Origin of the sequence: Cryobacterium sp. Y50, from assembly GCF_002929805.1 — a bacterium.
Lineage (GTDB): Bacteria > Actinomycetota > Actinomycetes > Actinomycetales > Microbacteriaceae > Cryobacterium.
Map to the genome: position 1 here is coordinate 54,693 of NZ_PJJM01000086.1, position 25,209 is coordinate 79,901.

Consider the following 25,209-nt stretch of genomic DNA (forward strand, 5'->3'; position numbering starts at 1 on the left):
ATGGCCCCTCAACTACCCTGCGCCTGTCTCAACTGCCCCAGAAAGGATGCCGGTGAGCTTTTCCATCGCCTTCGTCGCCGGTGTCACCCCCACCAAATGGACCCGGATCTGGGGCGACCGCCGCCCCGACGTGCCCCTCACCGTGTTTCGCACCGAAACGGCAGAGCAGATCACGGTGCTCCATGGCGGTCGGGCCGAGGTCAGCCTCGTGCGCCTACCGATCAATGAGACCAACCTGAGCGTCATCAACCTGTACAGCGAGATTCCGGTCGTGGTGGCGTCAAAGGATCACGCGACCCTGCAGGCCGAGACCGTCCTGCTGGCCGATCTGGCCGCGGAGCACTTGCTGCAAGACCCCGACGACGTGCCCGAATGGCGCGACCTCGCCGACGAGGTGCGCGACGGAACTCGCCGCCCCCTGCCGCTGATGCGAGACCTCGACGAAACCATGGAGCTGGTCGCCGCCGGCGTCGGCATCATCATCGTGCCGCACGGGGTCGCCCGGCTGTACGGCCGCAAAGACGTCGTCTCCCGCCCGGTCACCGGCGTGGCTGATACCCAGATCGCCCTCGCCTGGATCACCCGCGAAACCACCGCGGACATCGAAGAGTTTATCGGCATCGTGCGCGGTCGGTCCAAGGCCAGTTCGCGAACGGATGCCGGTGCCGCCGCCGCGGCTGACGCCGCCGCAGACGGCGAGCAGCCCGAGGTTCGCAGCGACGGTCGCCCGCCCAAGCCACCGCGCAAGCCCAAGAAGACCGACAAGGCCAAGGCTGCTGCCAAGGTAATTCGGGTTGCCGCTGCGAAGGCCAAACCGGCCGTGCGCAAGAGAACCGAGAGTGCCCCTGGTCGCACCCGTCCGACCAAGAACCCCAACAAGGGCAAGGATCGCGGCCACTAAGAACCTATGGGTTCTTCAGCACCGACAAAATGTTGCCGGACGGGTCGGTAAACCAGGCGATGTCCGGCCCCTGCCCTTCGCCGGCCGCGATGCCCTTGTCGTTCTGCTCGAAGGCGTCGTAGCGAAGAAACTCCACGCCGCGCTCGGTGAGCTCATCGACGGTGGCATCGAGGTCGCTGACCGCTAGGTTCAGAATTGTATAGGTGGCCGGTACGAAGTCGGGCTTCGGGTAGACGATGACGGTCGCCCCGCCGGGCAGGGTGATGCGCAGCATCCCCATCTCGCCCGCTGAGACCTCGAGGCCCAAAGTCTCGGCGTAGAAGGTTCGCGCGGCGTCGAGATCGACGACGGCGAATCCGCTGAAGCCGTCGACAATACCTACGGCATGTTCGGTCATGAGTGACTCCCTCTAGAGTGGTTCGGATTTCGCCGGGTCAGCGGGAGCTGATCGACGCGAACTTGCGAATGCACAGCGGCACGAACACGAGCAGCATCACGGTGATGCCGATCAACACGGTCAGCACCGGGTTCTGCATGGTCCAGATATCCGGAACCGGCGCCGTGCCGAGGTTGCCGAACAGCTGCCGCACGGCCTGTACAAGCGAGGATACTGGGTTCCACTCGGCGAAAACGCGCAGCGCGGTCGGCAGGGTTTCACTCGGTACGAACGCATTCGAGACGAAGGTCAGCGGGAACAGAATCAGGAAGGACGCATTGTTGATGACCTCCGGGCTCTTCACGCTCATGCCGAGCAGCGCCATCACCCAGCTGAACGCGTAGCCGAACAGTAGTAGCAGCCCGGCTCCTGCTAGAAATTCGGGCGGCGAGGTGGTGACCCGCCAGCCGACCGCGAGCCCGGTGGCCATCATGATCACCATGGAGATGGTGTTCAGCATTAGGTCACCGTTTGTGCGTCCAATCAGCACAGCGGATGCGTTCATCGGCAAGCTCCGAAAGCGGTCGATGATCCCTTCTTTGAGGTCAAGCGCCATCGCGGCGCCGGAGAACGTGGCCCCGAACACGACGGTCTGCGCGAAAATACCCGCCATCAGGAACTGGGTGTAGTCGCTGCCTTCGACCGCGATGGCGCCACCGTAGACCTGGCTGAACAACAGCACGAACATGATGGGCTGGATCACGGCGAAGACGAGCATATCCGGCGAACGCTTGATCTTGATCAGGTTGCGTTTGGTGACGGTCCAGCCGTCGGAATACCAGAGGGAGAAGGGGTTCCAGGTGGGGAGCGGGGGTAGGGCGGCCGCTCGCGCGCCTGCCCGCACAGCGTTCGCGACGGCTACGGCCGATGCAGCTTTCGTGGTGGCAGAGTCAGCCATCGCAAACGCGGTGGGAGTGGCATCGGACGCGGACGGTGTGGGCTGAGCCGGGATATCAGCGTGACGGGCATTCATTTGACGCTCTCCAAATCTGCAGCTGCGGCCTTCGCTGCACGCGCCTTGTCTCGTTTGGCCTGCGCCCGTTTCGAGAGCTTGGGCCCGCTGGAATCGTCGTCGTCGGCCGCGCTGAGGTCGGCCTTGTGACCGGTGAGCTTGAGAAAGACGTCATCAAGGGTTGGGCGGCGCATGCCGGCATCATGCAGGCTGACCTCTGCGGCGCGCAGGTCGGCGAGCATGTTCTGCAGCGCGTTGGGGCCGTCGGTGACGGCAACTTCGACTCCCCGGCCGTCGGTGGAGATCGTCGGGATACCCGATCCGTGCCGGGCGAGAACGTCGCGGGCGACCGCGCCGTCGGCAGCGTCGACGAGAGCGACCACCACGCGGTGCCCGCCGATCTGCGCCTTGAGCTGATCGGAAGTGCCCTCAGCGATGACCCGGCCGTCGTCGATCACGACGATGTCATCGGCGAGCTGGTCAGCCTCTTCGAGGTATTGCGTGGTCAGCAGCACCGTCGTGCCGTCGGCGACGAGGCGTTTGATCACGTCCCACAGGGCGATGCGACTGCGTGGGTCGAGCCCGGTCGTCGGTTCGTCGAGAAAGAGCACCTTGGGATTGATCACGAGCGCCCCGGCGAGGTCGATGCGGCGCCGCATTCCGCCGGAAAAACCCTTGACCGGTCTATTGCCGGCGGCGGTGAGCTCGAACAGGTCGATCAGCTCCTGTGCGCGTTTGCGGGCGGCCGGGCCGCCCAGGTGATACAGCCGACCGACCATTTCGAGGTTTTCAAACCCGGTGAGGTTCTCGTCGACGGCGGCGTACTGGCCGGACACCCCGATGATGCGCCGCACCGATTTGGGGTGGCGAATGACGTCGATTCCGTCGATAACGGCGGTGCCGGCATCCGGTCGAATCAGAGTTGTCAGCATTTTGACGACGGTGGTTTTGCCGGCGCCGTTCGGGCCGAGCAGCGCCTTGACCGTGCCACGCGGCACGGACAGGTCGAGCCCGGCGAGCGCGTGCACCGGCCCGCTCTTGGATTGATAGGTCTTGGTCAAGCCCTGGGCCTCAATGATCACGGGGTTTCCTTGCGGTATCGGGTGCAGCAATCTGATTCGTTGCCATGCTAGTAACGCCCCGTGAGTTCGACAACAGCCTCGAACCGCTCAGTGCGTCGCAATCGGGCCAGCTCGTGCGCGAATTCGACCCAACCACCCAGTTCGACCGGGTCACTCTGGCCCTTTTGTACCCCCTCAGCAGCGGCGGATCCGGAGCTGGAGCCGACCTGTGCGCCGCGGAAAGCCCACTTCGCACGCCCGTACCGTGAGGGCTGGCGCCCATGGATTCATGGTCTACACGCCAGCTCACTGGCCCGCGGAGGCCTGATGAATGCTGCGCGGGCGAAAATTTCGAAGATGCACACCCCGCCGGGGCGGGAGGGGGAGCCACCGATCTCAGCCGACTGCGTACCGAGGGGTTCTCGCTGGCCAGTCGCCAGCTGCCGATGACAGACAGTGCCGTCCTCGCTCCTGATCGAGCCGGTTGTGCTGACCGAGCCGGTTGTGCTGACCGAGCGGGAAAAGGAAGTCACGTCGATCGCCACACAATGCCCGAGCAAGGGGACATCGCCGAGTCGCCGTTTCTTTCGGTGCGCACGGTCGAATCGTATCTTTATCACGCGCGAGTCAAGGCCGGGCAGAAACTCGCGCGAAGTCCTCGCGAGCGTGTAGCGGGCGCTGGGGCCGCGGCGGCGGCATCCGCTCACCGTCTTGATGAACGACTCTGCGGCATTACCAGCGCCCACTAGCACAAGTTGAACAAAGGTCAGTTCTTTGACAGGAAAAACCAGTAGTCAGTTTCTCGATCCCAGTAGCCTAAGGACTCCCCGCCGGATCAATACCCCTCAAAAGTGGGTATCGTAATGCTCAACATCTTTTTATAGGTCCTGGCGCAAGGCGGTATGCATCGGCCGAACCGGGGGCGACGTGGACGGCCAAAAGCACCAGGACGGGAAGCGGATGCCGGTCAACGCCCCCGCAACCGTTGGTCGGAATGCTCGGGGCATCGCCGACATCGTACAGTCGGGGCGCAGCGTCGTCATCTTCGGACCGCCTGGCTACGGCAAATCCCAGTTGCTCGGGTCGGTGGCAACGATACTGCGCTCGGATGGCGGCGACCCGGTCGATATCGCGGCCACCGCACTCTCGCACGCGGTACCGTTTGGGTCGATCAGCAACGGCTCCAACCTGCGTCTCGCCCTCGCACTCGGTGGGACCAGGCCGGTCACCGCTACCCGGCTGCTGAAGTACGCGCGCGATCACGGCCAGTGCGAGCGGCCGGTCATCAGCGTGGACGATGCGCACCTGCTCGATGCCCAGACCATGGATTGCCTGTATCGACTGGCCGTCGGGGGCGAGATCGTACTGCTTCTGGCGAGCGATCTGCTGCCGACCGGGCCGGCGACCGACGCTGCCACGGTTCGCCTGGTCGACGAGCTATGGGTCAAGGGCGGCGCCGACCGCGTCGACTTGGAAGCGCTCTCCCCCGCTGAATCGTCGGAGCTCGTAACCCACTTCGCTCCGACCGGTCAATTCGAACGCGGTGCTCGCGCGCTGCTGCACTCACGCAGCGGTGGGTCTCGAATGCTACTACGGGAGCTCACGGCCGAAGTCATGCGCCAGCAACAGCCGCCCGACGACCAGGAGCTGGTCTCCTTCTCACGATTCCCGCCGTCGCGGAGAATTCTCGATGTGGTGGCGCATCAATTGCGCGATCTGACGCCCGACCAATTCGCCGTGCTCGCCCTGATCGGCCGGTTGGATGGCATTTCTTACTCGCACGCGACTCTGCTGTGCCGCCCGGTAGCCCTGCGCGACCTGCTGCGTCGGGGCTTTCTACACCGACGGCCGGCCGGCCGGTTGCATGCCCCGACCATGTTCTCCGACGGCGCGCTGGCCGACTGTGATCCCGACCTACTACGGAACATGACGGCCCAAATCGTCGACCTGCTGCTGCTGGACCGCACGCACGGCGGCGTGATGACCTCGGCCGAGAGCCTCGTCATCGCCGATAGCTGGACGGTATCCGCTGCCCTGCTTCCCGAAGTACTCGACCGGTTGCCCGCTGACACCGTCGCCGATATTCTGCTCATCGCCGCCCAGCGCAGCGGCAGGCGAGGCCTCACTGACCGCTCATTGCTGCTCGCGAGCCTCGCTCTGCGGCTCGCCCCCGGGCTATCGACGCTGATCGAGTATTCTCGGGCCTTGGCCGGCGACGGCCGCCCGGCAGCAGCCCTGGCGGAATTGGCCGAGGCGGAAGAGTACCTGCGCATGCCGGCCGACGGCGTTGTGTTGCTGCGCTGGCTGCGCGAACTGGCAACCTTCGGCGTCATGACCGGCATCGATTTTGCTGCGCTGCATGTACGGGCGGCAGGCTGGTTTACCGGCGACCCCACGATGGCCGGTGAGTTGGCCTTCATTAGCCTGACCGAAACGGTGCAGAATCAGCAGTGGCCGCTCGCGGTCACCGCCGGTCAAAGCCTCGCTCGCACGCCCGGCTACGACACCGTCACCCGCATTCACGCGGCCTGCCTGACAGCCTTAAGCCTCGCCCAGCTGGGGCGCGCCGTCGAAGCAGTGCGCCTGCTTGATCTCGCTACCGACCTCAATGAGCGCGACCGGTCGCTCCGCGAATCGGATGTGTACTCGGCTGAGGGTTTAGCCCTGGAGATTTTTCAGACCGACGCCGCCATCCGTTGCCTGACCTGTTTCGACCGTTCCGGCGCACTCGAGGAGGTGGACGGTTGGATCACCAGCGCCATCCGCCAGGGGGACCTGGGCAGCTTGGCGCTGCTGGGCTTCGTCGGCGGAGAATTGAGCCGGCCGGCCGGGAGCGAACAGGACCGCTGGCAGCCGTGGCTGCAATGCCTGCGCGCGACTTCGCTCGCCCGGCTGGGGCTGATGGCGGCGGCATCCGCTGCCCGCAGGTCAACGACGACCGACCGGTTCGATCTGGGGTTTCTGCTCAATTCGGGCACCGACAGCGCCCAGCTACTGGCCGTCTACCTCTACGAAACGGCCGGTAATCGTTCCCCCATCATTCGTTCCTGGCTGATCGAGATCTTCGTGCAGCTCGGGCAGCCCGTTGGCCACGTGACGCGACTGCTCACCGAGCGAGACGGCGAAACGGATGCCCGCAGCGCGTCGATCGCTGTCGATGCACCGAGCGTTTCAAACGTGGGCTCGAGCGTTCCGAACGGCGCAGCGACCAGGCCGGCTCTGGAACCAACCGACAGCGCGAAACGCACTGAGTCGTTCGTGGCCTCCGACGGCGCTCGCTTGTTGACCGGGAGGGAGAAAGAGATCACCATACTGGCCGAGCGAGGCCTGACCAACCGACAGATCGCGACTGCACTCTACGTATCGGTACGCACGGTTGAGTCCCACCTCTACCAGGCGAGAGTCAAGACCGGGCAGCGCCCGCGAGCGGGGCGCGCGCCCGTTACGGTTTTGATCCCCGGGGCCTCAGCCACCGATCTGGACGACGAGATCACTGACTCCGTCGCCTGAGCCAGCAATCCCTTCCGGGCCCGTGATAGGTCATGGGCCCACATTCCGAAGGTGGGCCCGGGCATCCGTTTGACTACAATCGGGCAAGACGCTCGATGTCTTCGAGGAACTCGGCCGCGACCTCGGCGGAGACGGTCATGCGCGTCTCCGAGATGGCCGTGACATAGTCTTCGGTGCGCGGCCCATTGATCGCCGGACCGTCGTCGGCTGAGTACAGCGCCTTCTCGAGGGCGTGCTGAGACGCCCGATGCGCGGCATACTCAACGTCGGCGGGCGAGAATCCCTCGCTCTTTTCGACCAGTACCGCAAGGTCGACCTCGTCGGACACCGCCTCGGGGATATAGCGCTCCCAGATAGCCTGACGCGCGGCGACATCCGGTAATCCGATCGGCACGACGTAGTCGAACCGGCCGTGACGCAAGAAAGCGGAGTCGAGCGCGCGAATAAAGTTGGTCGCACAGACCAGCAGGCGCCCGGGCTGGTCACGGAAGGCGGGGATAATCTTGAGCAGTTCGTTGGTCACGCCCTGCATCGCCGATGGTGGTTCGCCTGATCGCTGGGACGCGATCTCTTCGACCTCGTCGATGAACACCACCGCGTGTTCGAGCTCCGAGATCTTCAGGAACGTTTCGCGCAACGCTCCGGCCAGGCCTTGCGGGTCGGCCGCCAGGCGCGATGGGAACACCTCGATGAATGACCATTCCAGGCGAGAAGCGATCGCCTTGGCGAAGGTGGTCTTTCCCGTGCCGGGAGGGCCGAACAGCACGACCGCTTTGGGCGGAGAAACACCGTATCGCTCGGCCAGTTCGGGTTTGGCCAGGGGCATGACCAGTCGGCGTTCGAGGAGTTCCTTCTCGCGCGCCATGCCGCCGACCTTCTGCCAGAGGTCGCGGGGCAGCACGCGGCCGCCGAGCTCGCCGAGCAGCTTGAGCTCCTCGCGCTGAACTGGAATGTGTCGTTCGAAATAGCGCAGGTTCTTCTTGACCTCGAAGCCGCGGTTGAGAAACGCGTCGACCTTGGTCTCGGATTCGGGCATGAGCGCGGACAGCTTGGTCATGCCGTGCGGCGCCATACGGGCTTCGAGCGCGGCGAGCATAGCCGTTCCGATGCCCTGGCTCTGCCATTTTTCCGCGGTCGCCAGAAAGACGATCCAGCCCTGCGCGTGCGCGGCGCGGCCGACGGCGGCACCGACCAACTCATCTCCGTGCAGGGCTACGACGGCATGGTCCTTCTGGCAGGAGGCGAGCACCTCGGACAGGCCGTAAACCGGCTCGGTGTCGGCGGCCTTGATCTCGTCCCACAGGCGCAGAATGCCGTCCAGATCGTCGGAGTGAAAATCGCGCAGTCGCCAGCCAGTCATAATGAACCTCGCATCGTTGGGTGTGCTGCCAATCTATTGCACCGGGTCAGGCGCGAAAGACGGCGGCAAGGATGCCCGGCAGCCGGCGCATCGAGGGACGCGCGGCGAATTCGGTCAGCAGGCGGGCGGTAGACGCGCCACTTCGGGCTGACACGAACCACGGAGGCTTCGGCAGCAGCGCCCACTCCCCGTGCACGATCGAGTGCGGAAACGGCCGAAAAGGCCCCCACACGACGGTGCGCTCCACGTCATCGAGCAGCAGAGCATTGTGCACCACGCCGATGCCGCTCTGCACGTCGCTGAGGGTATGCCCCGGAAACGCACCCCACGGCGCCGCCGCTGACAGAAACCCGACGCCGGTCCATGCGTTGATCGCAATGGTCCCGTAGTGCAGGCGCGCCACGGCCTGCTCAAACCCGGCTCCGAGCCGCCGAATACTGCTTGGCGACCCGAGAATATTCGCGCCGAGCGTGCCCAGAAAGTCGCGGTTGACGGTCTCGACGGCCGTGTCGAGAAACGCCTGGCCGGTGCCGGGAAGTTCGACGACGCCGAGCACCGGCGCGAAGTATTCAGTTCTGAGCATATCTTCCGGCACAGCGGATGCCCGCGCCTCGGCTGAGTCCACACCATCCGTTTGCGGTGCTTCACGACTCGCCTCGGCCGGTACAGCTGACTTCGCTGCCACGAGCAGGCGCCCGCCAGGGATCGACCGCGCGGCCGGGTAGGCGGTGCGGGCTGCGAGCATCCGCTCATCACTGCCGGGGTACCAGGCTGGCCGAGCCGGTGCGGAAGCAAGGGCAGCCTCGACCGCGTCCAGAAACGCGTTCTTCTGCGGCCAGGCTGCGCTGAGCACGAGCACCTGCCCGGCGATGCAGTTGTAGCCGCCATTGTGCAGCCGCATGGTGGCGACGTGTTCGGCCTGATAGCGCAGGTCGCGGGCACTCCACCGGCCCGGCAGTACGAGGATCGGCGAAACACCGCCGAGTTCGCTGGTGATCGGTTTGGTCAGGCGCGGGGCATCCGTTTTCGCACCGGCGAACACGATGGCGTCGTGGGTGGTCGCGCTGCCGGTAATGTGCACGTGGCCGATGCCGGAGTGCTGCGCGAGGTAACCGCCCACATCCGCGCCGCCGGTGACGATGCGCAGCAGGCCGGCGTCGATGAGGGGGGCGAGCGCCGCGCGATAGACCGGCAGCAGGCCGTCGAAGGTGGGGTTGAGTTTGAGGATGGAGACCCGGTTGTGTGCCACGAGTTCGTAGAGCACGTCGAGCGGTGCGATCGAGCTGATGTTTCCGGCGCCGAGCACGAGGCCTACCCTACGGTCTGGTCGAGGGCCAGAGTCGTCGCTGGGTTCGCTGCCGGGAACACGCTGCCCCAGTCCGGCCCGGGAGCGGGCCTGTGCCGCTGTGACGCCCGGTCGCAGCCAGGCCTGGGCGGTGAATCCGTGCAGCAGGAGCCCGTCCCAGGCGTTGTGCGGAAGCACGGAAACCGTGACCCGACCGCCCAGTGCCCGCCCCAGCCATCGGTTTGCAATGGGGCTGCGCCCGGTGGTGAGTACCCGAAGTGTGCGCTTCAGCGCGGTCAATGACGTGAGCACGCCGTACGGGCCCGTCAGCCATTCCTCGCCGATCAGCGGCGACGCCGGGTCGAGCCCCTTGGCATGCGCGGCCGCAAGCACCCAGGGCTCGGCTTCGGCGGCGACGGATGCTGCGACACGCGCCAGCAGATCGCCGCGCGCCGCGAGGGTAGTCGCCGCCCATCGCTCGCTGCCGGCAGCCAGCTCGGCAATGGCGAGGTCGAGGTCGGCCTGATCCGTCGTCATCGATCTCCCCTGATTGTCGCCCAGCTTAGTGCTGACGTTTAGTGCGCGGCGATGGGCAGTGCAGCTGGGTGCGCGCGCCGCTCCGATCGATGTCGTGCTGATCCATCGGTTGGGCGCAGACCGGGCAGCTGCGAACCGGCGCGGGTGCGGCAGGCACTAGATCCGACCCATTCAGTCCGACCGGCGGCGGTCCCAGAATGGGAAACAGACGACCGTTGAGCCAGGCAGTCATTCCGCCCCGTCCCTTGATTCGCGGGCGGCTGTCCTTACCGTGTGTCATAACTGTTAGTGTACTAATTAATGGCCGGAAGAACAACCGGCGGGAACGGAACGCCCATGACATCGCCAATGCTCGAGAATCCGCTCGCTCTCGACAACCAGGTCTGCTTCGCCCTTGCGATCGCCTCACGCAATGTCATCGCACTGTATCGGCCCATTCTGGAGCCGCTCGGCCTTACGCATCCGCAGTATCTGGTCATGCTCGCGCTTTGGGACGAGAGCCCACGCACCCTTAGGGGCCTCGGTCAGACCCTCTGCCTTGATCCGGCCACCCTCTCCCCCCTGCTCAAGCGGCTCGAAGCAACCGGCTATGTGCGCCGGCAACGCCGAGAGGCCGACGAGCGCACGCTCGACATTACCGTGACCGCACAAGGAGCGGCCCTCCGCTCCGTCGCCGAAACCATCCCGCCGCAAGTCGTCGAAGCACTCAATCTTCCGCTCGATGAGCTGGTCGTGCTGCGCGAGGCGCTGCACCGCGTCATCGCCGCGACTTCCTGACCGCATTCGCATCCGCTGCCGGCCGGCACCAAAGCTCAGGCGACCGCGTCGGCGACCAACAACAGCTCCGCTTGGAAGGCCGACCAACATAGGGGATCCGGTTCGGGTTACCAGTACCGAACGCATCGGCTTTGACAGGGGTAAGACTGCTATTGATTCGTTCCCACTAGGTAAAATCCGTGGAATCTGCCAGACTTTAAGAATATTTCACGAATTATGCGGTGACGAGGAGAAGCGACATGGCTGACGCGAAGAAGATTCGGGAGGTCGAAACCCTCGACGAGGTCGATCGCATTCTGATCGCGGCGCTGCAGGCGGATTCCCGCACCACCAACAGTCGTCTGGCTGCGGCGGCCGGAATCGCCGAGTCCACCTGTGTCTCCCGGGTGCGCTCACTGGTCAGCCGTGGAATCGTGACCGATTTCACGGCCATGGTCGATCCCAAGGCGATCGGTTTCGGGCTGCAGGCGCTGATCAGCGTCAGCATCCGCGCCGGGGCCCGCACACACATCCCGGCCTTTCGCGACTCGATCCGGGTGATGCCCCGGGTCGTCCAGCTGTTCTTTCTCGGCGGTTCCGAGGACTTCATCATTCACCTGTCGGCCCGCGACACCGACGATGTACGCGATTTCGTGCTCGAGCATCTCTCCGCCGATCCGGCCGTGGCGTCAACCCGCACGAGCATGGTGTTCGAGCACTTCTACAACGGTGTAACCCCCGAATAGAGCGCCCTAAACTAAGCAAGAAATGAACCTCGCCGATACGCTTCTGCCCGCCCTATTCGGCTTCGGCACCGGACTCGCCCTCATCATCGCGATCGGCGCCCAGAACGCGTATATTCTGCGGCTCGGCATCGAGGGCAAAAACCGCACCGTGCTCGCGGCCGTGCTGATCTGTTCGGTCTCCGATGCCGTGCTCATCCTGGCCGGCATTGTGGGAATCGGCGCTCTCATTCGAACCGCCCCGGTTGTATTGGTCGTCGTGCAGGCACTCGGCGTCGGCTTTCTCCTGAGCTACGGTATGTTCGCCGCAGTGCGCGCCTTTCGCCCCGGCGTGCTCGTAGCAGCGGCCATCACGCACGAGAGCACCAGAGCAGTCATCGCGACGACCCTCGCACTGACCTGGCTCAACCCGCACGTCTACCTCGACACCCTGATCTTTCTCGGCTCGGTGGCCAATCAGCAGGGGGCGAGCGAACGCTGGTGGTGGGGCGCCGGCGCGATCACGGGAAGCTTTGTCTGGTTCTTCGCTTTGGGCTTTGGCGCGCGGATGCTGCGACCCCTGTTTGCCCAGCGCTCCTCCTGGCGTGTGCTGGACGCGTTCATCGCCGTGGTCATGATCGCCCTCGGCGTGCGGATGGCCATCGGGGTGTAGCGGAGCTAGGCGCGCCAGTACCCGGCCTTGCCAAGCAGCTGGACCTCACGATTCGCGCCCTCGGAAACCGGCACCTCGGGCGGAAAAACCCCGAAACCGCGCCACATTTCGATGTTGCGTGCGACCTGCTCCCACAGGTTATCGACCAGATCGTCGGGCAGCGAGTAGCCAAGGCCCATGTGTGCCTGGCGATACTCCAGGCTTGGAAGGCCCGATACAGGGTGGTGTGCTGCAGCGCTTCGTTGAGCAGATAATCGCCGTAGCTGAGGTGCAGGATTCTGTCGGGGTCGGGCTCGAGGTCGGGGTCGAGCTGGGCTGGGGTGATCTGGTCGATGACGCAGCGCAACGCAGCATCCGCTTGGAGGAACATTTCTCTCTGCTTTATCTGGGGCAAGCTAGCACGGGCCCCGCGCAGGTCCAGACGCTCACCCGATTCGAGCCACGATCACGGTGATCTCGGCCACCGCCGGATCGCCGGATTGCCGCAGGTGCGCAGCGATCGCATCGTGCACACGCCTCGAAACTTCGCCGGCCGACTCGTCCGCAGTGATGCCGATCTTGGCCGTGACCCGAACGCCGTCGGCACCCTGGGTCCTGACCACCACCGAGGCTGCGGGCAGACGATGCGTCAGGGCACCGAGGGTGGCTGTGACCACCTTCGCGCGGAGGGGCCCCGCGGGATACAAAGAGTTTACGCCCGCAACCCGACGCACCACCTGGTCGAGTTCGTCGGTCGAGGGATGCACCGGAGACATCATCGCTCCTGTTCATGAGCGGATGCATCGGGCGCGGTATACAGATCACTCACCGTGATATCGATGGCCGCGACGACCAGTTCCGTGTATTTTCCTAAAGCGACATACATCGCCTGTCGCAATTGCTCGGCCACCGCCGGAATATTCTGCCCCGGGAATACAGTCGCATCCACCGAAATCGTGATGGGTTCACCGGGCACGCTGACGTCTCCGACGAGCACGCACCGTCCGACCAAAATGTTCTCCAGTCGGTCCCCGGTCTCCCGCAGAATACCCCGAACAGCACCCTCGGTCACAACGAGACGCGCCGTCGGTGACGAGTGCGCCAGCGGGATCTCCCGGCCGGCGTGCGCCTCCAGGCTGATGTTCTCCAGAACCGATGCGACCCAACTGTCGTTGCGGAGGGATTCCCGCTTGAGGTCGCGCTCAAGCAGCGACAGCTGCGCTCGGCGTAGGCGCTCGAGACCGCGCAGGGCAATTTCGCAGTCCGGCGAATCGTCGATGCTCGGGTCAGCGGGTAGCCCGCCCCGGTCGAGGTAGTCGCTGAGTTGTTCAATAGTGTGGCCGTTCAGGCCGGCCTCTTCGCGATCGGTGTCGTCGAGGTCGAAGGTGACGAAGCGCCGATCTGCCGGCGTCAGTTCGGTCATCGCCATTCCTCCATCTCGCGAAGCAAGGTTTTGCGCGCCCGGGCCAGCAATCCGCGCACGGTCGATGTGGGCAGGTTCAACTCGGCGGCAATATCACCGTAGCTGTACTCGGCGATTTCGCGCAGAGTCCAGCAGCGCCGTTGGTCCTCGGGGAGAGCAGCGAGCACTCGGGCCAGCGCTTCGGTTTGCGACTCGACCTCGGCCAGGGCATGCGGGGCGGTGCGCTCTGGCGCCGGGGCATCCGTGTCATCGATGTTCACGTGTTGGCGGCGAACGCGCAGCCGATCGATGCTCTTGCGGCTGACGATGCGCATCAGCCAGCTCTTCACGGCGTTGCCATCCTCGAGTCGGCCGAGCTGCTGCCAGGCAGTGATGAACGATTCCTGTACCACGTCGTCGGTCTCGTCATTAGACCCGAGAACCCGGGTGGCGTAGACCCGCATGAGCGGTCCATACCGGCGCACGAGCACCTCGAAAGCTCGGAGGTCGCCGTCGGCGGCGCGGTCGGCGAGCATCCGGTCGGCTGCCGTATCCAACGGCGAGGCGACCTGCTCACGCACTGTTCCGGGCACGTCACCTCCTCGTGCGAACGATTCAAAAATTTTCCTCACCTTCGCGTGACGAATATGCCACAGGTTTCGTCCTACAGGTAACAATCCGCTTTCGGCCTGCACAGCTGGCCCGATCTCAAGGAGCTACCCATGGACCTCAGCGACACCAACGGCACCAGTTCTGCAACCACGCCGCCCGGCAACCGCCTACCCGTCGGCACGGCTCTGGCCGGCGAACCGCTCACCGGCACGGGAAGAACCGTGATCAATGACGGCGTCGTGGCCAAGGTCGCCGGCATTGCCGCCCGCGAGGTCAGCGGTGTGCACGCCCTCGGCGGCGGCGCGGCCCGGGCGCTTGGCGCCATCCGCGAGGCCATGAACAACACGGATGTGAGCCAGGGCATCTCGGTCGAGGTCGGCGAAACGCAGGTCGCCGTGGACGTGACCATCGTCGCCGAGTACCCGGTGCAGCTGCAGCAGGTGGCCGACGACATCCGCTCGAGTGTGATTCGGGCCATTGAAGACCTCGTCGGACTCGAAGTCACCGAGGTCAACGTGACCATCGTTGACATTCACCTGCCCAGCGACGAGGCCGAGGCTGAGCCGAACAAAGCCGCACTGCGGTGACCAGCGCAACCCGCACCGGCATGCTGGTCGGAGCGATTCTGGCGCTGACCTGGGTCATTCTGGGTTTTTGGGTGTTTCTATTCGTGGCGTTGGCCATGCTGGTCGGTTCGCTCGTTGGCCGCGTAATTGACGGCCGCCTCGATCTCGGTTCACTGATCGGCGCCTTTCAGGGAAAGCGTTCTTCGTCATGAGCGTGGCGACCGACTGGTTTCTCGGTGAAACGACCGCCAGAGCGGATGCGCCGGGCACGACAATCGCGCCGCCCGCGACCCACGGGCGTACTCGAATCGCGCCGAACGCGCTGCGCCGGATCGTCGGACTGGCTACCGCCGAGTCGCTCGGGGTGGCACCAGACCGGGTCAGTGTCGAACTCGGCGACGACCACGGTATGCTCGCGCTCACGATCAGCACCTCGATTCGCGTCGTTCCGCTCTGGCACTTCAGCCGCGAACCGGCCGTCCTCGCGCGCACGGGCGGCACCATTTTGGCTCGGTCGGCCACGGCCCAGATTCAGATTCGTCGCCGCGTCGGTGAACTGACCGGCGCCGATATCGGCCGGGTCACCGTGCGATTGACTGGCGTTGATGTGCAGCGGGAACGGCGAGTGCGATGAGCAGCGCGACCGTCATGCACGGCGGGATAGACCGGTCCGCCGTGACGACGACCGCGCGAAGTGCCCGCATCGGTCGCCGCGAACTTCACTCGCCTCGGTCGGCTGCGGCCATCGCCGTGGCTGTCGTGGTCATTCTGTCGTGCGGCTGGCTGGGTACCGAGATGGTGCTGCTGCTGCTCGGCCAGCCGGCCCTGCTTGCGACGCCGGCCGAACTTGCCGCTGGCGTTGCATCCGCTTCGAACATGTCCATTCCGTTGCTGGGAGCGATCGCGGCGGGCTGCGCCCTGCTCGGTCTCATGCTGTTGGTCGTTGCGGTTGCCCCCGGGCGCCGCGCCAGGCACCTGATCGACTCGGAGCGCACGGTGACCGTTGTCGATGACGAGGTGATCGCATCCGCCGTGGCGAGGCGCGCCGCTCGCGTCGGCGGGATCGACCCGGACAATACCCGGGTCAGCGTCTCGCGCCGCTTTGCCACTGTGCACTTGACCCCGACCTCGGGCCGAACGGTGCAGCGCGACGCGGTGCAGCAGGCCGTGCGCGACCAGCTCAACGGTTTACAACTGCGACCGGCGCTAGAGACCCGCGTCGTCGTGGCCGCCGGAGGAAGGGTCGGAGCGTGAACAACACCAACCGCGCGCTCAACCGCAGCGTCGTTTTCGTGGCCGGCCTGGTGTTGCTCGCCACAGCCGTACTACTCGGCCTGTTCGCCACGCGAACCGCGATTCGGGATGCCTGGACCGAGGTTGCCGACACAGCCCGCACGACAGTCGTAGGCTGGCTCCGGGCCACGCCACTCGTCGGAACCGACCCGGATGGCACAGCGCACAGCTGGCTGTGGATCGCCACCCTCGCGGTGTTGCTGGCGGTCACTGTCTTGCTGCTCAGCTTCATTCTGCGGCAGGGGCGCGGCCATTCCGGCCACCTGATCAGCGAAAATACGACGAATTGGGGTGCAACCCAGGTTGATTCCGCCGTCGCTGAACAATTGCTGCAGCGGGCGCTCGACGAGCACCCCGAATTTTTGTCGACCCGCGTCTCGACCTATCGGGTCACCCGCGACGCCGTACTCAAGATCTCGGTGACCTGTCGCCGCGGAACCTCCCCGACGGACGTCGTGCACATCGTCGAACAGGCCCTGAACGCCCTCGATGGGCTGTTGGGCCTGCGCATCCTGGCCCTGCTGCAGATCAGCGGAGGTTTCCGGGTGCGTGCCAGCCGCAACACCCGCATCCCCTAAATCGCGACTCAACTGGATGCCCCCTACCTACGTTCGACGCGCCCGCGCCGAAACGTTCCCCCGAAAACAGCACACGAGAGAGAGAACACGATGAGTGCATCAGACAAAATCAAGAACGCCGCGCAGGACCTCAAGGGCAAAGCTACGGAGGCCGTCGGAAAGGCGACCAACGACGATTCCAAGGTCGCCGAAGGCCGTGCCGATCAAACCTCGGCGAGCGCCAGGAAGGCCGGCGAAGACGTCAAGGACGTCTTCAAAAAGTAGGCCAGTTTCCGGTGCGTGTCGGGCACTCAGGCCCGCCGCGCACCGCACTCCCCTGACTATTGGGTCAATCATCACGCCAGGAAAGAAAGCACAATGTTGAACCTGTACGCAACCTCGGCGGTTTCGGGCGCCGACGACGACCGCAAACCGGATACACCGGCCGAGGTGTCGAAGCGGTCGTGGAAGTACATCGTCAAACGCACCCTGAGCGAATTCGGCACCGACCAGTGCACCGACATTGCCGCATCGCTCACCTATTACGCCGTGCTGTCGCTGTTTCCGGCGCTCATCGCCTTGGTCTCGCTGCTCGGGGTGTTCGGCCAGGGACGACAATCCGCCGACACCCTGCTGACCATCCTCGCCTCGGTCGTCCCGGCCGATGCCCTCGACGTCATTCGCGGACCGATCGAACAGTTCAGCACCTCGCCATCGGCCGGGTTTGCCCTGGCTGCGGGGATCGCGGTCGCGATCTGGTCGGCATCCGGTTACGTCGGCGCCTTCGGCCGGGCCATGAACCGCATCTACGAGATCGACGAGGGGCGAACGTTTTTCAAGCTCAAACCCACGCAACTGCTCGTCACCGTCATCAGCATCGCCCTGCTGCTCGTCTCCGTGCTGATCCTGGCGATCAGCGGCCCCATAACGGATGCCGTCGGCGTAGCCCTCGGGCTTGGCCAGACCGTGCAGCTGGTCTGGTCCATTGCCAAGTGGCCGTTGCTCGCGGCCGCCGTGGTGCTGCTGATCGCGGTGCTGTATTACTTCACACCGAACGTGCGGCAGCCGAAGTTTCGCGGGCTCAGCCTCGGGGCGCTGGTCGCGCTCGTGGCGATCGTCATCGCATCCCTGGGATTCGGGTTCTACGTCACGACGTTTTCGAATTACGCCAAAATCTACGGTTCGCTGGCCGGCATCGTGATCTTTCTGCTCTGGCTGTGGCTGACCAACCTCGCTCTGCTGTTCGGTGCCGAGTTCGACGCCGAACTCGAACGTGGCCGCCAACTGCAGGCGGGCATCGCCGCCGAAGCGAACATTCAGCTGCCGGCCCGCGGAACCTGGAAGAGCCAGAAGGCCGCCCTGAAGGAGATGCAGACCATTGCTGACGGCCGCCGCATCCGCAAGTCGCACGCCGCGCCGCGCTCGTAGCCTGCCGGTTAGTTACCCGGGCCCGGCTTGACCAGCGGACGACCGCGCCCGATCTGGGTGCGCGGTCGGTCAGACTAGACCGCTACTTCCACCGGCTCATCGCTGACGACGTAGTTCTGAATTTCGATGAGCAGCAGGTCACCGGCTTCCTGGTCGGTTAGGCCCTGGGCCAGAGCGAGCTCAGAGACGAGAATCTGACGCGCCTTTTCGAGCATCCGCTTTTCGCCGGCGGAAACGCCCTTGTCCTGGTCGCGACGCCACAGGTCGCGCACGACCTCGCTGACCCGGTAGACGCTGCCGCTGGCCATCTTTTCCTGGTTGGCCTTGTAACGGCGTGACCAGTTGCCCGGCTCCTCGGTGAAGGCGTTCTGGAGAATTTCATAGACGGCGCTTACGCCGGCGGCATCGATGACATCGCGCACGCCGACGAGCTCGACGTTGTCGACCGGCAGCTGAATGGTCAGCGCGCTGGTGTGCACGTTGAGGGTCATGAACTGCTTTTCGACGCCCTTGATCGTGCGGGTTGCGAGGGCCGTGATGGTGACCGCGCCGTGGTGTGGGTAAACCAGAGTTTCGCCGATTTCAATCTTCATGGAATGCGCCTTCAGTGTTGTGTGGGTGATGCAACGCGTAAGGGCGTTGCGCTTGAGATCTGGGGGTCGAGCAGCCAACCGGGCAGCAGCGCCACGAGCTGGTCAACAAGTTCGTCGTCGGATACGTCGAGGTGGCCACGCATCCAGGAGCCGATCAGGGTGAGTGCACCGCCGGCGACATAGGTCATGACCAGCTCGGCGTTCACGGTCTCGTCGAAGACAAGCACCGACTCGAGCATGCGGGTGGCGTAGGCCTCGATGATTTGATCGTGCGCACTGCGAGTCAACGGCAGCTCGAGCACGCTCGCGTACAGGGGAAAATTTTCAACCATGTGCGCGACAAGGCGACCATACCCGAATCGGGCCGCGCTCTCGCCGACGCGCGCCGGCTGCAAAGCCAGGCCAGCCGAGCCGATGTCGGCGAACTGCGCCTGCAGCAGCTCGGCGGCAAGAACGTCGAGGCTGGCGAAATGCGCGTAGAACGAGCTGCGGCTGATTCCGGCCAGACGAACGATCTCGGCCACTGAAACGGATGCTGCCGGCTGGGCAATTAACGTACGGATCGCCGTGAGGATGAGCCCGCGGGTGCGCTCGGCGCGCGGGTCGTGCGTGAGCTTTGACGAATCGACGAGAACGTCGACCGGCACCTCGGCCAGGAGGCCAGGGTCAGTCAACGAATTCATCCGTTCAGTATAGCACTTTTCGGACATGTGTCCGAGACCCGGGCGCATCCTCACTGCGGACACGCAAAAACCGGCCCACGCTACCGCCCGCGGTGCTCGTCAAGGAGCTGCGCACAGCGAATGAAGCCGAGGTGCGAGTACGCCTGCGGGTGGTTGCCGAGGTGCTTCTCGGTGGCCGGATCGAACTCCTCCGAAAGCAGCCCCGTCGGGCCGACCAGGATGACCAGCTGGTTGAACAGCGCTTCAGCTTCATCGAGGCGCCCGGCCAGGACGTAGGCCTCGATCAGCCAGGTCGTGCAAATGTGAAAGCCACCTTCAAGCCCGGGCAGCCCGTCGTCGTAGCGGTAGCGGAACACGGTCGGACCAACGCGCAGCTCGCGCTCGACAGCGCTGACCGTCTTCTGAAATCGTTCGTCGTTGACGTCGAGCAGGCCGGACAGCCCGATATGGAGCACGGCGGCGTCCAGATCCGGGCTGTCGTAGGCGACGGTATACGACTGGGCTTCCTCGCTCCAGCCCTCGCGCAGCACTTCGTCGCGAATCGTGATGGCGAGTTCTTGCCACCCGGCACCGACCTCGCGACCGTGCCGAACGGCGGTGCGAATGGCACGATCCACCGTCACCCAGCACATCGTCTTGGTATAGGTGTGGTGCCGCGGCGAGCGCCGGGCCTCCCAGATGCCGTGGTCGGGTTCCTGCCAGCGGCTGGTGACGGCCTCGACCATCTCGGTGAGCAGGTGCCACTGAAAGTCCGAGAGCGTTCCCTGCCGGGCGCTGAGCGTGTCCATGAGCTCGGCGACCGGTCCGAAGACGTCGATCTGCACCTGATTGTCTGCGGCGTTTCCGATGCGCACCGGGCGAGATCCGGCGTAGCCGGGCAGTGATTCGAGGCTCGCCTCCGTCGACAGCGACGAGCCGGTGACCGAATAGAGCGGATGCAGCCACTGAGCGCCGGGGCTGTCTTCAACAACGCCGGCCAGCCAGTGCAAAAAGCCGTCGGCTTCGTTGGTCGATCCGAGGTCGACGAGCGCCTTGACCGTCATCGATCCGTCACGCAGCCAGCAGTAGCGGTAGTCCCAGTTGCGGGTTCCGCCGATACCTTCGGGCAATGACGTCGTCGAGGCAGCGAGCACCGCACCGGTCGGTTCGTAGCAAAGGGCACGCAACACGAGCGCGGAGCGGCTCACGAGCGACGGCTTCACGCTCGGCAGGGTGAGTGTGTTCACCCAGGCACGGGAATCATTCATGACCGCGCCGCGCCTGGCTGCTTCGCCGGCAGCATCCGGAATATACGGCTCGGTGTCGCCGCAGCGCAGGTTGAGCATGACCGCGCCCTGCGACAGGTCGACGATGGCCGTGGCCGTCTCGTTGCGTCCGTCGGAGGTGACCGTGAATTCGACGCCCGGCGCCGACAGCGCGATGGGGTCGGGGGTTCCGGTGATGGTGACGAGACCGCCGTCCGCGTGCATGTTGAAGTGGGCGACGGCGTAGTCGGGGCGCGGCGCGAACACGATGCGAGCCAGACCGGTGCCGGTGAGCTTGCGCACGAGGTTGGTGATGCCGAGCGGCGAGGGCTCAATGTAGTCGGTCACAGTCACGTCTGCCCAACGGGTTTCGACGATCATGGTGTTGTCGACATAGCGCTGGCCGAGCACGCGGCTCTTCTTGACCGGTTCGATCGAGAAGTGACCGGCCTCTTCACTGCCCAGAATGCTCGCGAACAGTGAGCCAGAATCGGGCAGAGGATGCGTCATCCAGCAGATGCGCGCTTCCGGCGTCACGAGGGCAGTCGACGTGCCATCGCCGATCATGGAGTGGCGTTCTATGGCAACGACGTGCTGGCCGAACAGCCAGTCCTTACGCAGTTCAAAGAGCAGGGCCAGTAGTTGTGCGAGCTTTTCCGGACCGCTGACCCGGTGCGCGGCGACGGATTCGCCGTCGCCGATGTGAATTCCCAGGTCGGGGCCGTGCAGGGTGTTCATCGCCATCTCGTCGCTCGCACCGTCGCCCGCGAAGAAGGCGGCACTGACGCCGAGGCGGGAGCGCAACCGGTCGAGGGCCGCACCGGAATCCTGCCTGGTCGCGTCGCCGTCCTCGGTGTCGAAGAACTCCGAGTCGAACTCAGCGCCGTTCGAGCCGACCAGGTGCACCTCGCGGGGCAGCCGCGAATCAGCGGCAAGATCGCGCAGGGTGCGCCCGCTCATCACGGCCGTGTGAGTGTTGGGCAGCGCGGCAAGCGCCCGCAGTGCGAGCGCCGATTCGGTGAGCAGCTTGGAGGGCACATCGGAAGCGCCGTGATACGACAGGGTGCCGCCGTAGTTACACGCCACGAGCAGGGAGGGCGTGCGCGCCAACTGCTGCAAGTCCTGCAGGATCTCGCGCGACAACCCGACCAAGCTGCGCGGTAGGTTCTTGGACAGGTTCAGGCGTTGCGGCATGAGGGAGTTCCTAGGAGATGAGCAAACAGACGGGCACTGCTGCCAATCGCTGGGCAGACCTAGGTGACGTTACCATCGGCGCTGGGTTGCACGAACGGTGCCACACTTTCTGGCATGAGGTTGCCAGCCATCACGCGCAGACTCGTGACACTAGCTAGCGCTCGCGGCACGTGTTTGAGAGGTTTGCACGGATGCCAACTTCTCAAGCACGTGCCACCTTTAGGCGAGCGGATGCCGCAGCTCAAACCACCGAGCACTACGAAATCGACGGCTCCGTATCGATGTACAGTGTCGAAGAAGCGTGGCCAGAGCGATATGATCGTGCCTGCGGCAGCGACTGTGCAGAATGTGCCTTGCAGCGTCGCGCTTGATGCGCAGCAATCTGCCAGCCAGCAATAGCTGATGACAGCCGACCACGCTGGCCCTTCATCTGACCGGCGCGCTGGCTGAAAGCGCGAACCCGTCTGCGTGAGGCCGCGAGAACCCGTAGCCTATTCTCATGCAGACGCGGCCTGACCAGGGCAAACGGGTCGTTGCCATCGACATCGCTCGCGGGCTCGCGATCATCGGCATGTTTGTAGCCCATGCCGTTCCGCGCGCGGGTGATGCCGAATTGCTTGTCGATGGGCGCTCCTCCATTCTGTTCGCGACCCTGGCCGGAATATCGCTCGGAATCATGACCGGATCGGCACATCCGCTGGGCTGGGGTCAGCGTTCAGATCGCGTATTCGGCATTATGGTGCGCGCGCTATTTTTGTTTCTGCTCGGCCTGGTGCTATCGAGCCTGCACAGCGGCATCGCCATCATCCTGCATTTCTACGCCCTCATGTTTCTGCTACTTCTGCCGCTGCTTTTTTTACGTCGGTGGCTGCTCGGCCTGATCGGCGTCGCGTTTCTGCTGGGGGCGCCCATGCTCGGCGCCGCCCAAGCTGACGTGAATGTCGACCAGCCCGAGCTCGGCTATTTCGTCGACTATTTCTTTCTCAACGGCACCTACCCGGTGCTGATCTGGATGCCGTTTCTCCTGGCCGGTCTCATCGTCGCACGGTCCGATCTGCGACGTGTAAAAACCCAGGTCGCCCTCGTCGGTGTCGGCGCTTCAGCGACGGTGGCCGGCTACGGTGCGGCCATCGTGCTGTCCGGAGTCAGCGCTGAGGCGCACTCGGGATCGATCGCCGAGGTGATCGGCTCTGGCGGGCTCGCCATCGCGCTAATCGGCGCGCTGCTCTGGCTCACTGCGGTGAATCGTGGCCGGCTGGGTCGTGCGGTGCGCGGCATCCTCTCGCCGGTCGCAGCGACCGGATCGATGGCGCTGACCGTTTACACGCTGCAGATTATGGTCCTGGCCATCGTGGTAGCGGGCGGCCGGGAGGTTGACTACCCCGGCTGGCCGTTGCTGACCTGGATGCTGTTGCTCACATTCATCCTGACCAGTCTGTGGCACTATTTTCTGGGAAAGGGTCCGCTCGAACGTCTGCTCACGGCGCTCACCCGTGGGTCGCGAAAGAGCCGGCTCAGCTAATGCCGCCCATGCGTTCGAGCGCGGCGCGCATGATCTGCGCTTCTGGTGTCGCGGCCACGTGGTGGTTGGTGTAGATGCCGACCAACCACTGCAGCACCTCGTCTTCGCTCATGGCGACGGCGTTCCAGTCCACGCCGGACTCAGCAGCGGTACGCGGCAGACCGGTAGTCGGGTCGAGCCAGGCGCGAGCGATGGGCGCGTCGGGGTCGTCGTTGTTCATGTTCCAGAGCAACGCGATCGGGTGATTGTCGCCGTCGATGTGCTCGTGATCGACCCGCCCGGAGCCGAGCCACGGGAGGGTCAACAGTTCGCCGATGATGTCGACCTCAATCAATTCGAGCTGGGTCGGTTCGGTCTCGGGTACATACAGCGTGAAGCCCTGTTCGAACCACTCTGCGGCCTCATAGATCGAGTTGAGCAGCTCGTCCTGGCCGTCGATCTCCTGCACCAAGACGAGCGCCCATTCCAGCAGAATGGCGGTTTGGTCCTTCGGCCACGGGCTCTCGTACGGGTCGGCAGTACCGTGATAGTGAAAGCTGGGACCGGCTTCGTCGAGCAGCACGTGCAGCTGACCGCTGTCGTAGTCGATCGACAGGTTGAGGGCTTCACCCTCATCGTCGCGGTCGGCAAACAGGTCGGGATGGGCCAGCTCCGGGGGCAGGGTGATGGCCGCCGCGAGCCGGGCGCCTAGGTCAAGAACGACGCGAAACTGAACGGTGGGAAGGCGCAGGGTTTCGTCCTGCTCGAAGTGCTGGTCTGACATATCCAAAGTTTATCGATCAGGCGCGGGCATGGTCGCCGGTTCGACCAAGCGTGGAGCGCGTTGATCTCACGTTCGCGGCGTCACCCCTGGGTGTGAGATATCCGGCAGCAGCGAAAACGTTCGAGGATGCCTGGGAACGCTTCACCCCGTTCCTGGCCTCTCCGCCGGATTTGCGCCGCGTCATTTACACGACCAACAGCATCGAATCGTTGAACTACCAACTTCGGAAAGTGACCAAGAACCGCGGCCACTTCCCCAGCGACGAAGCCGCGATCAAGATGCTCTAGCTGGCGCTCTGCAACATCAAAGACAAACGCACCCGAGACCGAGCCAAGGAAGGGACTGCCCCCGGTTTGGTTGACTCCTGACCTGTGGAGATTCGTCTTCACAGGAAAGATGTCATCATGCCCAAGCCCTACCCACCCGAGTTCCGGCGCGATGTCGTCGCGGTCGCTCGCAAACACGAAGCCCCNAGTGAGCGCCAAGGAGCGCCTACTCGCGTCCGCGGGCCGCCTGTTCCACGAACACGGCATCAATGCCACGGGAATGGGATTGCCCCTGGTTTGGTTGACTCCTGACCTGTGGAGATTCGTCTTCACTGGAAAGATGTCATCATGCCCAAGCCCTACCCACCCGAGTTCCGGCGCGATGTCGTCGCGGTCGCTCGCAAACACGAAGCCCCGCTGAACCAGATCGCGAAGGACTTCGGTATCTCCGNCGCTGAACCAGATCGCGAAGGACTTCGGTATCTCCGAGTCGTGCCTAGCGAACTGGTTGAAGAAAGCCGATGTCGAAGAAGGAGTGAAGCCCGGCGTGACGGAGAAGGAGTCTGCCGAGCTGCGGGAGGCGAGGAAACGCATCCGGCTGCTGGAGCAGGAAGCCGAGGTGATGCGCCGCGCGGTCGCCTACCTCTCCCGGGACGTCAACCCAAAATGATGTACCCGCTGGTCCGCGAACTGGCCGTCGACAGGATCCCTGTCACGGTGACCTGCCGGGTATTGCACTTCTCCAAACAAGCCTTCTACCAGTGGCTCCGAAACCCGGTCTCGCAACGCGACTGGGACGACGCCCACCTGACCAACGCAGCGTGGGACGCCCACCAGAACGACCCCGCGTTCGGCTACCGGTTCATCGCCGACGAACTCAAACAGGCCGGTCTCAACGCGGGTGAGAACCGGGT

The 25,209-nt window shown here is 64.6% G+C and carries 28 protein-coding genes and 2 pseudogenes; 17 read left to right on the plus strand and 13 right to left on the minus strand.

Features of this window, described 5'->3' with window-relative positions:
- Window positions 1–52: 52 nt before the first annotated feature.
- The gene (locus CXY73_RS08690) at window positions 53–901 is read left to right on the plus strand and encodes a LysR substrate-binding domain-containing protein (RefSeq protein WP_199185315.1); all 849 of its coding nucleotides are present in this window, start codon (window positions 53–55) and stop codon (window positions 899–901) included.
- A 4-nt stretch (window positions 902–905) separates the two neighbouring features.
- Here CXY73_RS08690 and CXY73_RS08695 read toward each other — a convergent pair whose 3' ends face one another.
- From CXY73_RS08695 to CXY73_RS08705, 3 genes are read right to left on the minus strand one after another with little or no spacing between them, the layout of a single operon-like run.
- On the minus strand, window positions 906–1,298 hold the full coding sequence (locus CXY73_RS08695; protein WP_104135328.1) for a VOC family protein: 393 nt from the start codon (window positions 1,296–1,298) through the stop codon (window positions 906–908).
- A 37-nt stretch (window positions 1,299–1,335) separates the two neighbouring features.
- Entirely contained in the window at window positions 1,336–2,310 is a 975-nt protein-coding gene (locus CXY73_RS08700) for an ABC transporter permease (RefSeq protein ID WP_233198229.1), read from the minus strand.
- A complete protein-coding gene (locus CXY73_RS08705; protein WP_199184263.1) occupies window positions 2,307–3,371 on the minus strand; it encodes an ATP-binding cassette domain-containing protein in 1,065 nt (354 codons plus the stop codon). Before CXY73_RS08705 ends, CXY73_RS08700 begins: the two co-directional genes overlap by 4 nt.
- A gap of 44 nt (window positions 3,372–3,415) precedes the next feature.
- Between CXY73_RS08705 and CXY73_RS08710 the strand changes: the two genes are divergently transcribed.
- The 3 genes from CXY73_RS08710 (at window position 3,416) to CXY73_RS08720 (ending at window position 6,860) form a co-directional block, all read left to right on the plus strand.
- A complete protein-coding gene (locus CXY73_RS08710; protein WP_104135327.1) occupies window positions 3,416–3,619 on the plus strand; it encodes a hypothetical protein in 204 nt (67 codons plus the stop codon).
- Window positions 3,620–3,898: 279 nt separating this feature from the next.
- Window positions 3,899–4,099, plus strand: a complete 201-nt coding sequence (locus tag CXY73_RS21520; protein ID WP_146071700.1) for a hypothetical protein — start codon at window positions 3,899–3,901, stop codon at window positions 4,097–4,099.
- A 211-nt stretch (window positions 4,100–4,310) separates the two neighbouring features.
- Window positions 4,311–6,860 (plus strand): LuxR C-terminal-related transcriptional regulator, encoded by a 2,550-nt coding sequence (locus CXY73_RS08720; protein ID WP_104177470.1) that lies wholly within the window; start codon window positions 4,311–4,313, stop codon window positions 6,858–6,860.
- Window positions 6,861–6,933: 73 nt separating this feature from the next.
- Here the strand turns inward: CXY73_RS08720 and CXY73_RS08725 are convergent, their stop codons facing one another.
- Both CXY73_RS08725 and CXY73_RS08730 read right to left on the minus strand, forming a co-directional pair.
- Window positions 6,934–8,220, minus strand: a complete 1,287-nt coding sequence (locus CXY73_RS08725; protein ID WP_104177471.1) for an ATP-binding protein — start codon at window positions 8,218–8,220, stop codon at window positions 6,934–6,936.
- A gap of 46 nt (window positions 8,221–8,266) precedes the next feature.
- Window positions 8,267–10,042 carry an aldehyde dehydrogenase family protein gene (locus CXY73_RS08730; protein ID WP_104177472.1) on the minus strand — a complete coding sequence of 592 codons (1,776 nt, stop codon included), beginning with the start codon at window positions 10,040–10,042 and terminating at the stop codon, window positions 8,267–8,269.
- 336 nt (window positions 10,043–10,378) lie between these two features.
- On the opposite strand from CXY73_RS08730, the gene CXY73_RS08740 reads away from it, so the two are divergent.
- The 3 genes from CXY73_RS08740 (at window position 10,379) to CXY73_RS08750 (ending at window position 12,193) form a co-directional block, all read left to right on the plus strand.
- Entirely contained in the window at window positions 10,379–10,819 is a 441-nt protein-coding gene (locus CXY73_RS08740) for a MarR family winged helix-turn-helix transcriptional regulator (RefSeq protein ID WP_233198230.1), read from the plus strand.
- Window positions 10,820–11,058: 239 nt separating this feature from the next.
- Window positions 11,059–11,544: an Lrp/AsnC family transcriptional regulator gene (locus tag CXY73_RS08745; RefSeq protein WP_104177474.1), complete on the plus strand. Its 486-nt coding sequence runs from the start codon at window positions 11,059–11,061 to the stop codon at window positions 11,542–11,544.
- A 22-nt stretch (window positions 11,545–11,566) separates the two neighbouring features.
- Window positions 11,567–12,193, plus strand: coding sequence for a LysE/ArgO family amino acid transporter (locus CXY73_RS08750; protein ID WP_104177475.1), 627 nt, complete (start codon window positions 11,567–11,569; stop codon window positions 12,191–12,193).
- Window positions 12,194–12,198: 5 nt separating this feature from the next.
- On the opposite strand, the gene CXY73_RS21945 is transcribed toward CXY73_RS08750, so the two are convergent.
- From CXY73_RS21945 to CXY73_RS08770, 4 genes are all read right to left on the minus strand, one after another.
- Complete coding sequence (locus CXY73_RS21945; protein WP_158254076.1) at window positions 12,199–12,372, minus strand: hypothetical protein; 174 nt, start codon at window positions 12,370–12,372, stop codon at window positions 12,199–12,201.
- 246 nt (window positions 12,373–12,618) lie between these two features.
- Window positions 12,619–12,948: a hypothetical protein gene (locus CXY73_RS08760; protein WP_104135319.1), complete on the minus strand. Its 330-nt coding sequence runs from the start codon at window positions 12,946–12,948 to the stop codon at window positions 12,619–12,621.
- Window positions 12,948–13,595, minus strand: coding sequence for an Asp23/Gls24 family envelope stress response protein (locus CXY73_RS08765; protein ID WP_146071701.1), 648 nt, complete (start codon window positions 13,593–13,595; stop codon window positions 12,948–12,950). Before CXY73_RS08765 ends, CXY73_RS08760 begins: the two co-directional genes overlap by 1 nt.
- Complete coding sequence (locus CXY73_RS08770) at window positions 13,592–14,110, minus strand: RNA polymerase sigma factor (RefSeq protein ID WP_104135369.1); 519 nt, start codon at window positions 14,108–14,110, stop codon at window positions 13,592–13,594. The genes CXY73_RS08765 and CXY73_RS08770 overlap by 4 nt, the downstream gene beginning before the upstream one ends.
- A gap of 186 nt (window positions 14,111–14,296) precedes the next feature.
- Here CXY73_RS08770 and CXY73_RS08775 point away from each other — a divergent pair, with 186 nt between their 5' ends.
- From CXY73_RS08775 to CXY73_RS08805, 7 genes are all read left to right on the plus strand, one after another.
- On the plus strand, window positions 14,297–14,773 hold the full coding sequence (locus CXY73_RS08775; RefSeq protein WP_104177478.1) for an Asp23/Gls24 family envelope stress response protein: 477 nt from the start codon (window positions 14,297–14,299) through the stop codon (window positions 14,771–14,773).
- Window positions 14,770–14,964, plus strand: coding sequence for a DUF2273 domain-containing protein (locus CXY73_RS08780; RefSeq protein ID WP_233198231.1), 195 nt, complete (start codon window positions 14,770–14,772; stop codon window positions 14,962–14,964). Before CXY73_RS08775 ends, CXY73_RS08780 begins: the two co-directional genes overlap by 4 nt.
- Window positions 14,961–15,386, plus strand: a complete 426-nt coding sequence (locus tag CXY73_RS08785) for a hypothetical protein (protein WP_104177479.1) — start codon at window positions 14,961–14,963, stop codon at window positions 15,384–15,386. The genes CXY73_RS08780 and CXY73_RS08785 overlap by 4 nt, the downstream gene beginning before the upstream one ends.
- Window positions 15,383–16,006, plus strand: a complete 624-nt coding sequence (locus CXY73_RS08790; RefSeq protein ID WP_104177480.1) for a DUF6286 domain-containing protein — start codon at window positions 15,383–15,385, stop codon at window positions 16,004–16,006. Before CXY73_RS08785 ends, CXY73_RS08790 begins: the two co-directional genes overlap by 4 nt.
- Window positions 16,003–16,623, plus strand: coding sequence for a hypothetical protein (locus CXY73_RS08795; RefSeq protein WP_104177481.1), 621 nt, complete (start codon window positions 16,003–16,005; stop codon window positions 16,621–16,623). The genes CXY73_RS08790 and CXY73_RS08795 overlap by 4 nt, the downstream gene beginning before the upstream one ends.
- 90 nt (window positions 16,624–16,713) lie before the next feature.
- On the plus strand, window positions 16,714–16,887 hold the full coding sequence (locus CXY73_RS08800) for a CsbD family protein (RefSeq protein WP_104177482.1): 174 nt from the start codon (window positions 16,714–16,716) through the stop codon (window positions 16,885–16,887).
- Window positions 16,888–16,980: 93 nt separating this feature from the next.
- Entirely contained in the window at window positions 16,981–18,030 is a 1,050-nt protein-coding gene (locus CXY73_RS08805) for a YihY/virulence factor BrkB family protein (RefSeq protein ID WP_104177483.1), read from the plus strand.
- A gap of 74 nt (window positions 18,031–18,104) precedes the next feature.
- Here the strand turns inward: CXY73_RS08805 and CXY73_RS08810 are convergent, their stop codons facing one another.
- The 3 genes from CXY73_RS08810 to CXY73_RS08820 all read right to left on the minus strand — a co-directional run bounded on the left by CXY73_RS08810 (window position 18,105) and on the right by CXY73_RS08820 (window position 21,744).
- A complete protein-coding gene (locus CXY73_RS08810) occupies window positions 18,105–18,623 on the minus strand; it encodes a CarD family transcriptional regulator (RefSeq protein WP_092107039.1) in 519 nt (172 codons plus the stop codon).
- Between the two features lie 11 nt (window positions 18,624–18,634).
- Entirely contained in the window at window positions 18,635–19,306 is a 672-nt protein-coding gene (locus CXY73_RS08815; RefSeq protein ID WP_158253035.1) for a TetR/AcrR family transcriptional regulator, read from the minus strand.
- Window positions 19,307–19,386: 80 nt separating this feature from the next.
- Window positions 19,387–21,744 carry a trehalase-like domain-containing protein gene (locus tag CXY73_RS08820; protein ID WP_104135309.1) on the minus strand — a complete coding sequence of 786 codons (2,358 nt, stop codon included), beginning with the start codon at window positions 21,742–21,744 and terminating at the stop codon, window positions 19,387–19,389.
- A 499-nt stretch (window positions 21,745–22,243) separates the two neighbouring features.
- Between CXY73_RS08820 and CXY73_RS08825 the strand changes: the two genes are divergently transcribed.
- On the plus strand, window positions 22,244–23,266 hold the full coding sequence (locus CXY73_RS08825) for an acyltransferase family protein (protein ID WP_104135308.1): 1,023 nt from the start codon (window positions 22,244–22,246) through the stop codon (window positions 23,264–23,266).
- Here CXY73_RS08825 and CXY73_RS08830 read toward each other — a convergent pair.
- Window positions 23,259–24,029, minus strand: a complete 771-nt coding sequence (locus CXY73_RS08830; RefSeq protein WP_104135307.1) for a hypothetical protein — start codon at window positions 24,027–24,029, stop codon at window positions 23,259–23,261. The two genes, CXY73_RS08825 and CXY73_RS08830, sit on opposite strands and share 8 nt — an antisense overlap.
- Before the next feature lie 71 nt (window positions 24,030–24,100).
- Here CXY73_RS08830 and CXY73_RS08835 point away from each other — a divergent pair.
- Both CXY73_RS08835 and CXY73_RS08840 read left to right on the plus strand, forming a co-directional pair.
- Window positions 24,101–24,397, plus strand: a pseudogene (locus CXY73_RS08835) (transposase); the annotation flags it as partial.
- 246 nt (window positions 24,398–24,643) lie between these two features.
- Window positions 24,644–25,209, plus strand: a pseudogene (locus tag CXY73_RS08840) (IS3 family transposase); the annotation flags it as partial.

Bases quoted from the DNA above. Each gene is read 5' to 3' on its own strand.
- CXY73_RS08800 (WP_104177482.1), top strand. From the start codon at position 16,714: ATGAGTGCATCAGACAAAATCAAGAACGCCGCGCAGGACCTCAAGGGC.
- CXY73_RS08810 (WP_092107039.1), bottom strand. From the start codon at position 18,623: ATGAAGATTGAAATCGGCGAAACTCTGGTTTACCCACACCACGGCGCG.
- CXY73_RS08725 (WP_104177471.1), bottom strand. From the start codon at position 8,220: ATGACTGGCTGGCGACTGCGCGATTTTCACTCCGACGATCTGGACGGC.
- CXY73_RS08815 (WP_158253035.1), bottom strand. From the start codon at position 19,306: ATGAATTCGTTGACTGACCCTGGCCTCCTGGCCGAGGTGCCGGTCGAC.
- CXY73_RS08770 (WP_104135369.1), bottom strand. From the start codon at position 14,110: ATGCTCGCCGACCGCGCCGCCGACGGCGACCTCCGAGCTTTCGAGGTG.
- CXY73_RS08775 (WP_104177478.1), top strand. From the start codon at position 14,297: ATGGACCTCAGCGACACCAACGGCACCAGTTCTGCAACCACGCCGCCC.
- CXY73_RS08765 (WP_146071701.1), bottom strand. From the start codon at position 13,595: ATGACCGAACTGACGCCGGCAGATCGGCGCTTCGTCACCTTCGACCTC.
- CXY73_RS08700 (WP_233198229.1), bottom strand. From the start codon at position 2,310: ATGAATGCCCGTCACGCTGATATCCCGGCTCAGCCCACACCGTCCGCG.
- CXY73_RS08825 (WP_104135308.1), top strand. From the start codon at position 22,244: ATGCAGACGCGGCCTGACCAGGGCAAACGGGTCGTTGCCATCGACATC.
- CXY73_RS08720 (WP_104177470.1), top strand. From the start codon at position 4,311: ATGCCGGTCAACGCCCCCGCAACCGTTGGTCGGAATGCTCGGGGCATC.
- CXY73_RS21520 (WP_146071700.1), top strand. From the start codon at position 3,899: ATGCCCGAGCAAGGGGACATCGCCGAGTCGCCGTTTCTTTCGGTGCGC.
- CXY73_RS08820 (WP_104135309.1), bottom strand. From the start codon at position 21,744: ATGCCGCAACGCCTGAACCTGTCCAAGAACCTACCGCGCAGCTTGGTC.
- CXY73_RS08760 (WP_104135319.1), bottom strand. From the start codon at position 12,948: ATGTCTCCGGTGCATCCCTCGACCGACGAACTCGACCAGGTGGTGCGT.
- CXY73_RS08830 (WP_104135307.1), bottom strand. From the start codon at position 24,029: ATGTCAGACCAGCACTTCGAGCAGGACGAAACCCTGCGCCTTCCCACC.
- CXY73_RS08750 (WP_104177475.1), top strand. From the start codon at position 11,567: ATGAACCTCGCCGATACGCTTCTGCCCGCCCTATTCGGCTTCGGCACC.
- CXY73_RS21945 (WP_158254076.1), bottom strand. From the start codon at position 12,372: ATGGGCCTTGGCTACTCGCTGCCCGACGATCTGGTCGATAACCTGTGG.
- CXY73_RS08745 (WP_104177474.1), top strand. From the start codon at position 11,059: ATGGCTGACGCGAAGAAGATTCGGGAGGTCGAAACCCTCGACGAGGTC.
- CXY73_RS08695 (WP_104135328.1), bottom strand. From the start codon at position 1,298: ATGACCGAACATGCCGTAGGTATTGTCGACGGCTTCAGCGGATTCGCC.
- CXY73_RS08785 (WP_104177479.1), top strand. From the start codon at position 14,961: ATGAGCGTGGCGACCGACTGGTTTCTCGGTGAAACGACCGCCAGAGCG.
- CXY73_RS08790 (WP_104177480.1), top strand. From the start codon at position 15,383: ATGAGCAGCGCGACCGTCATGCACGGCGGGATAGACCGGTCCGCCGTG.
- CXY73_RS08710 (WP_104135327.1), top strand. From the start codon at position 3,416: ATGCTAGTAACGCCCCGTGAGTTCGACAACAGCCTCGAACCGCTCAGT.
- CXY73_RS08730 (WP_104177472.1), bottom strand. From the start codon at position 10,042: ATGACGACGGATCAGGCCGACCTCGACCTCGCCATTGCCGAGCTGGCT.
- CXY73_RS08805 (WP_104177483.1), top strand. From the start codon at position 16,981: ATGTTGAACCTGTACGCAACCTCGGCGGTTTCGGGCGCCGACGACGAC.
- CXY73_RS08740 (WP_233198230.1), top strand. From the start codon at position 10,379: ATGACATCGCCAATGCTCGAGAATCCGCTCGCTCTCGACAACCAGGTC.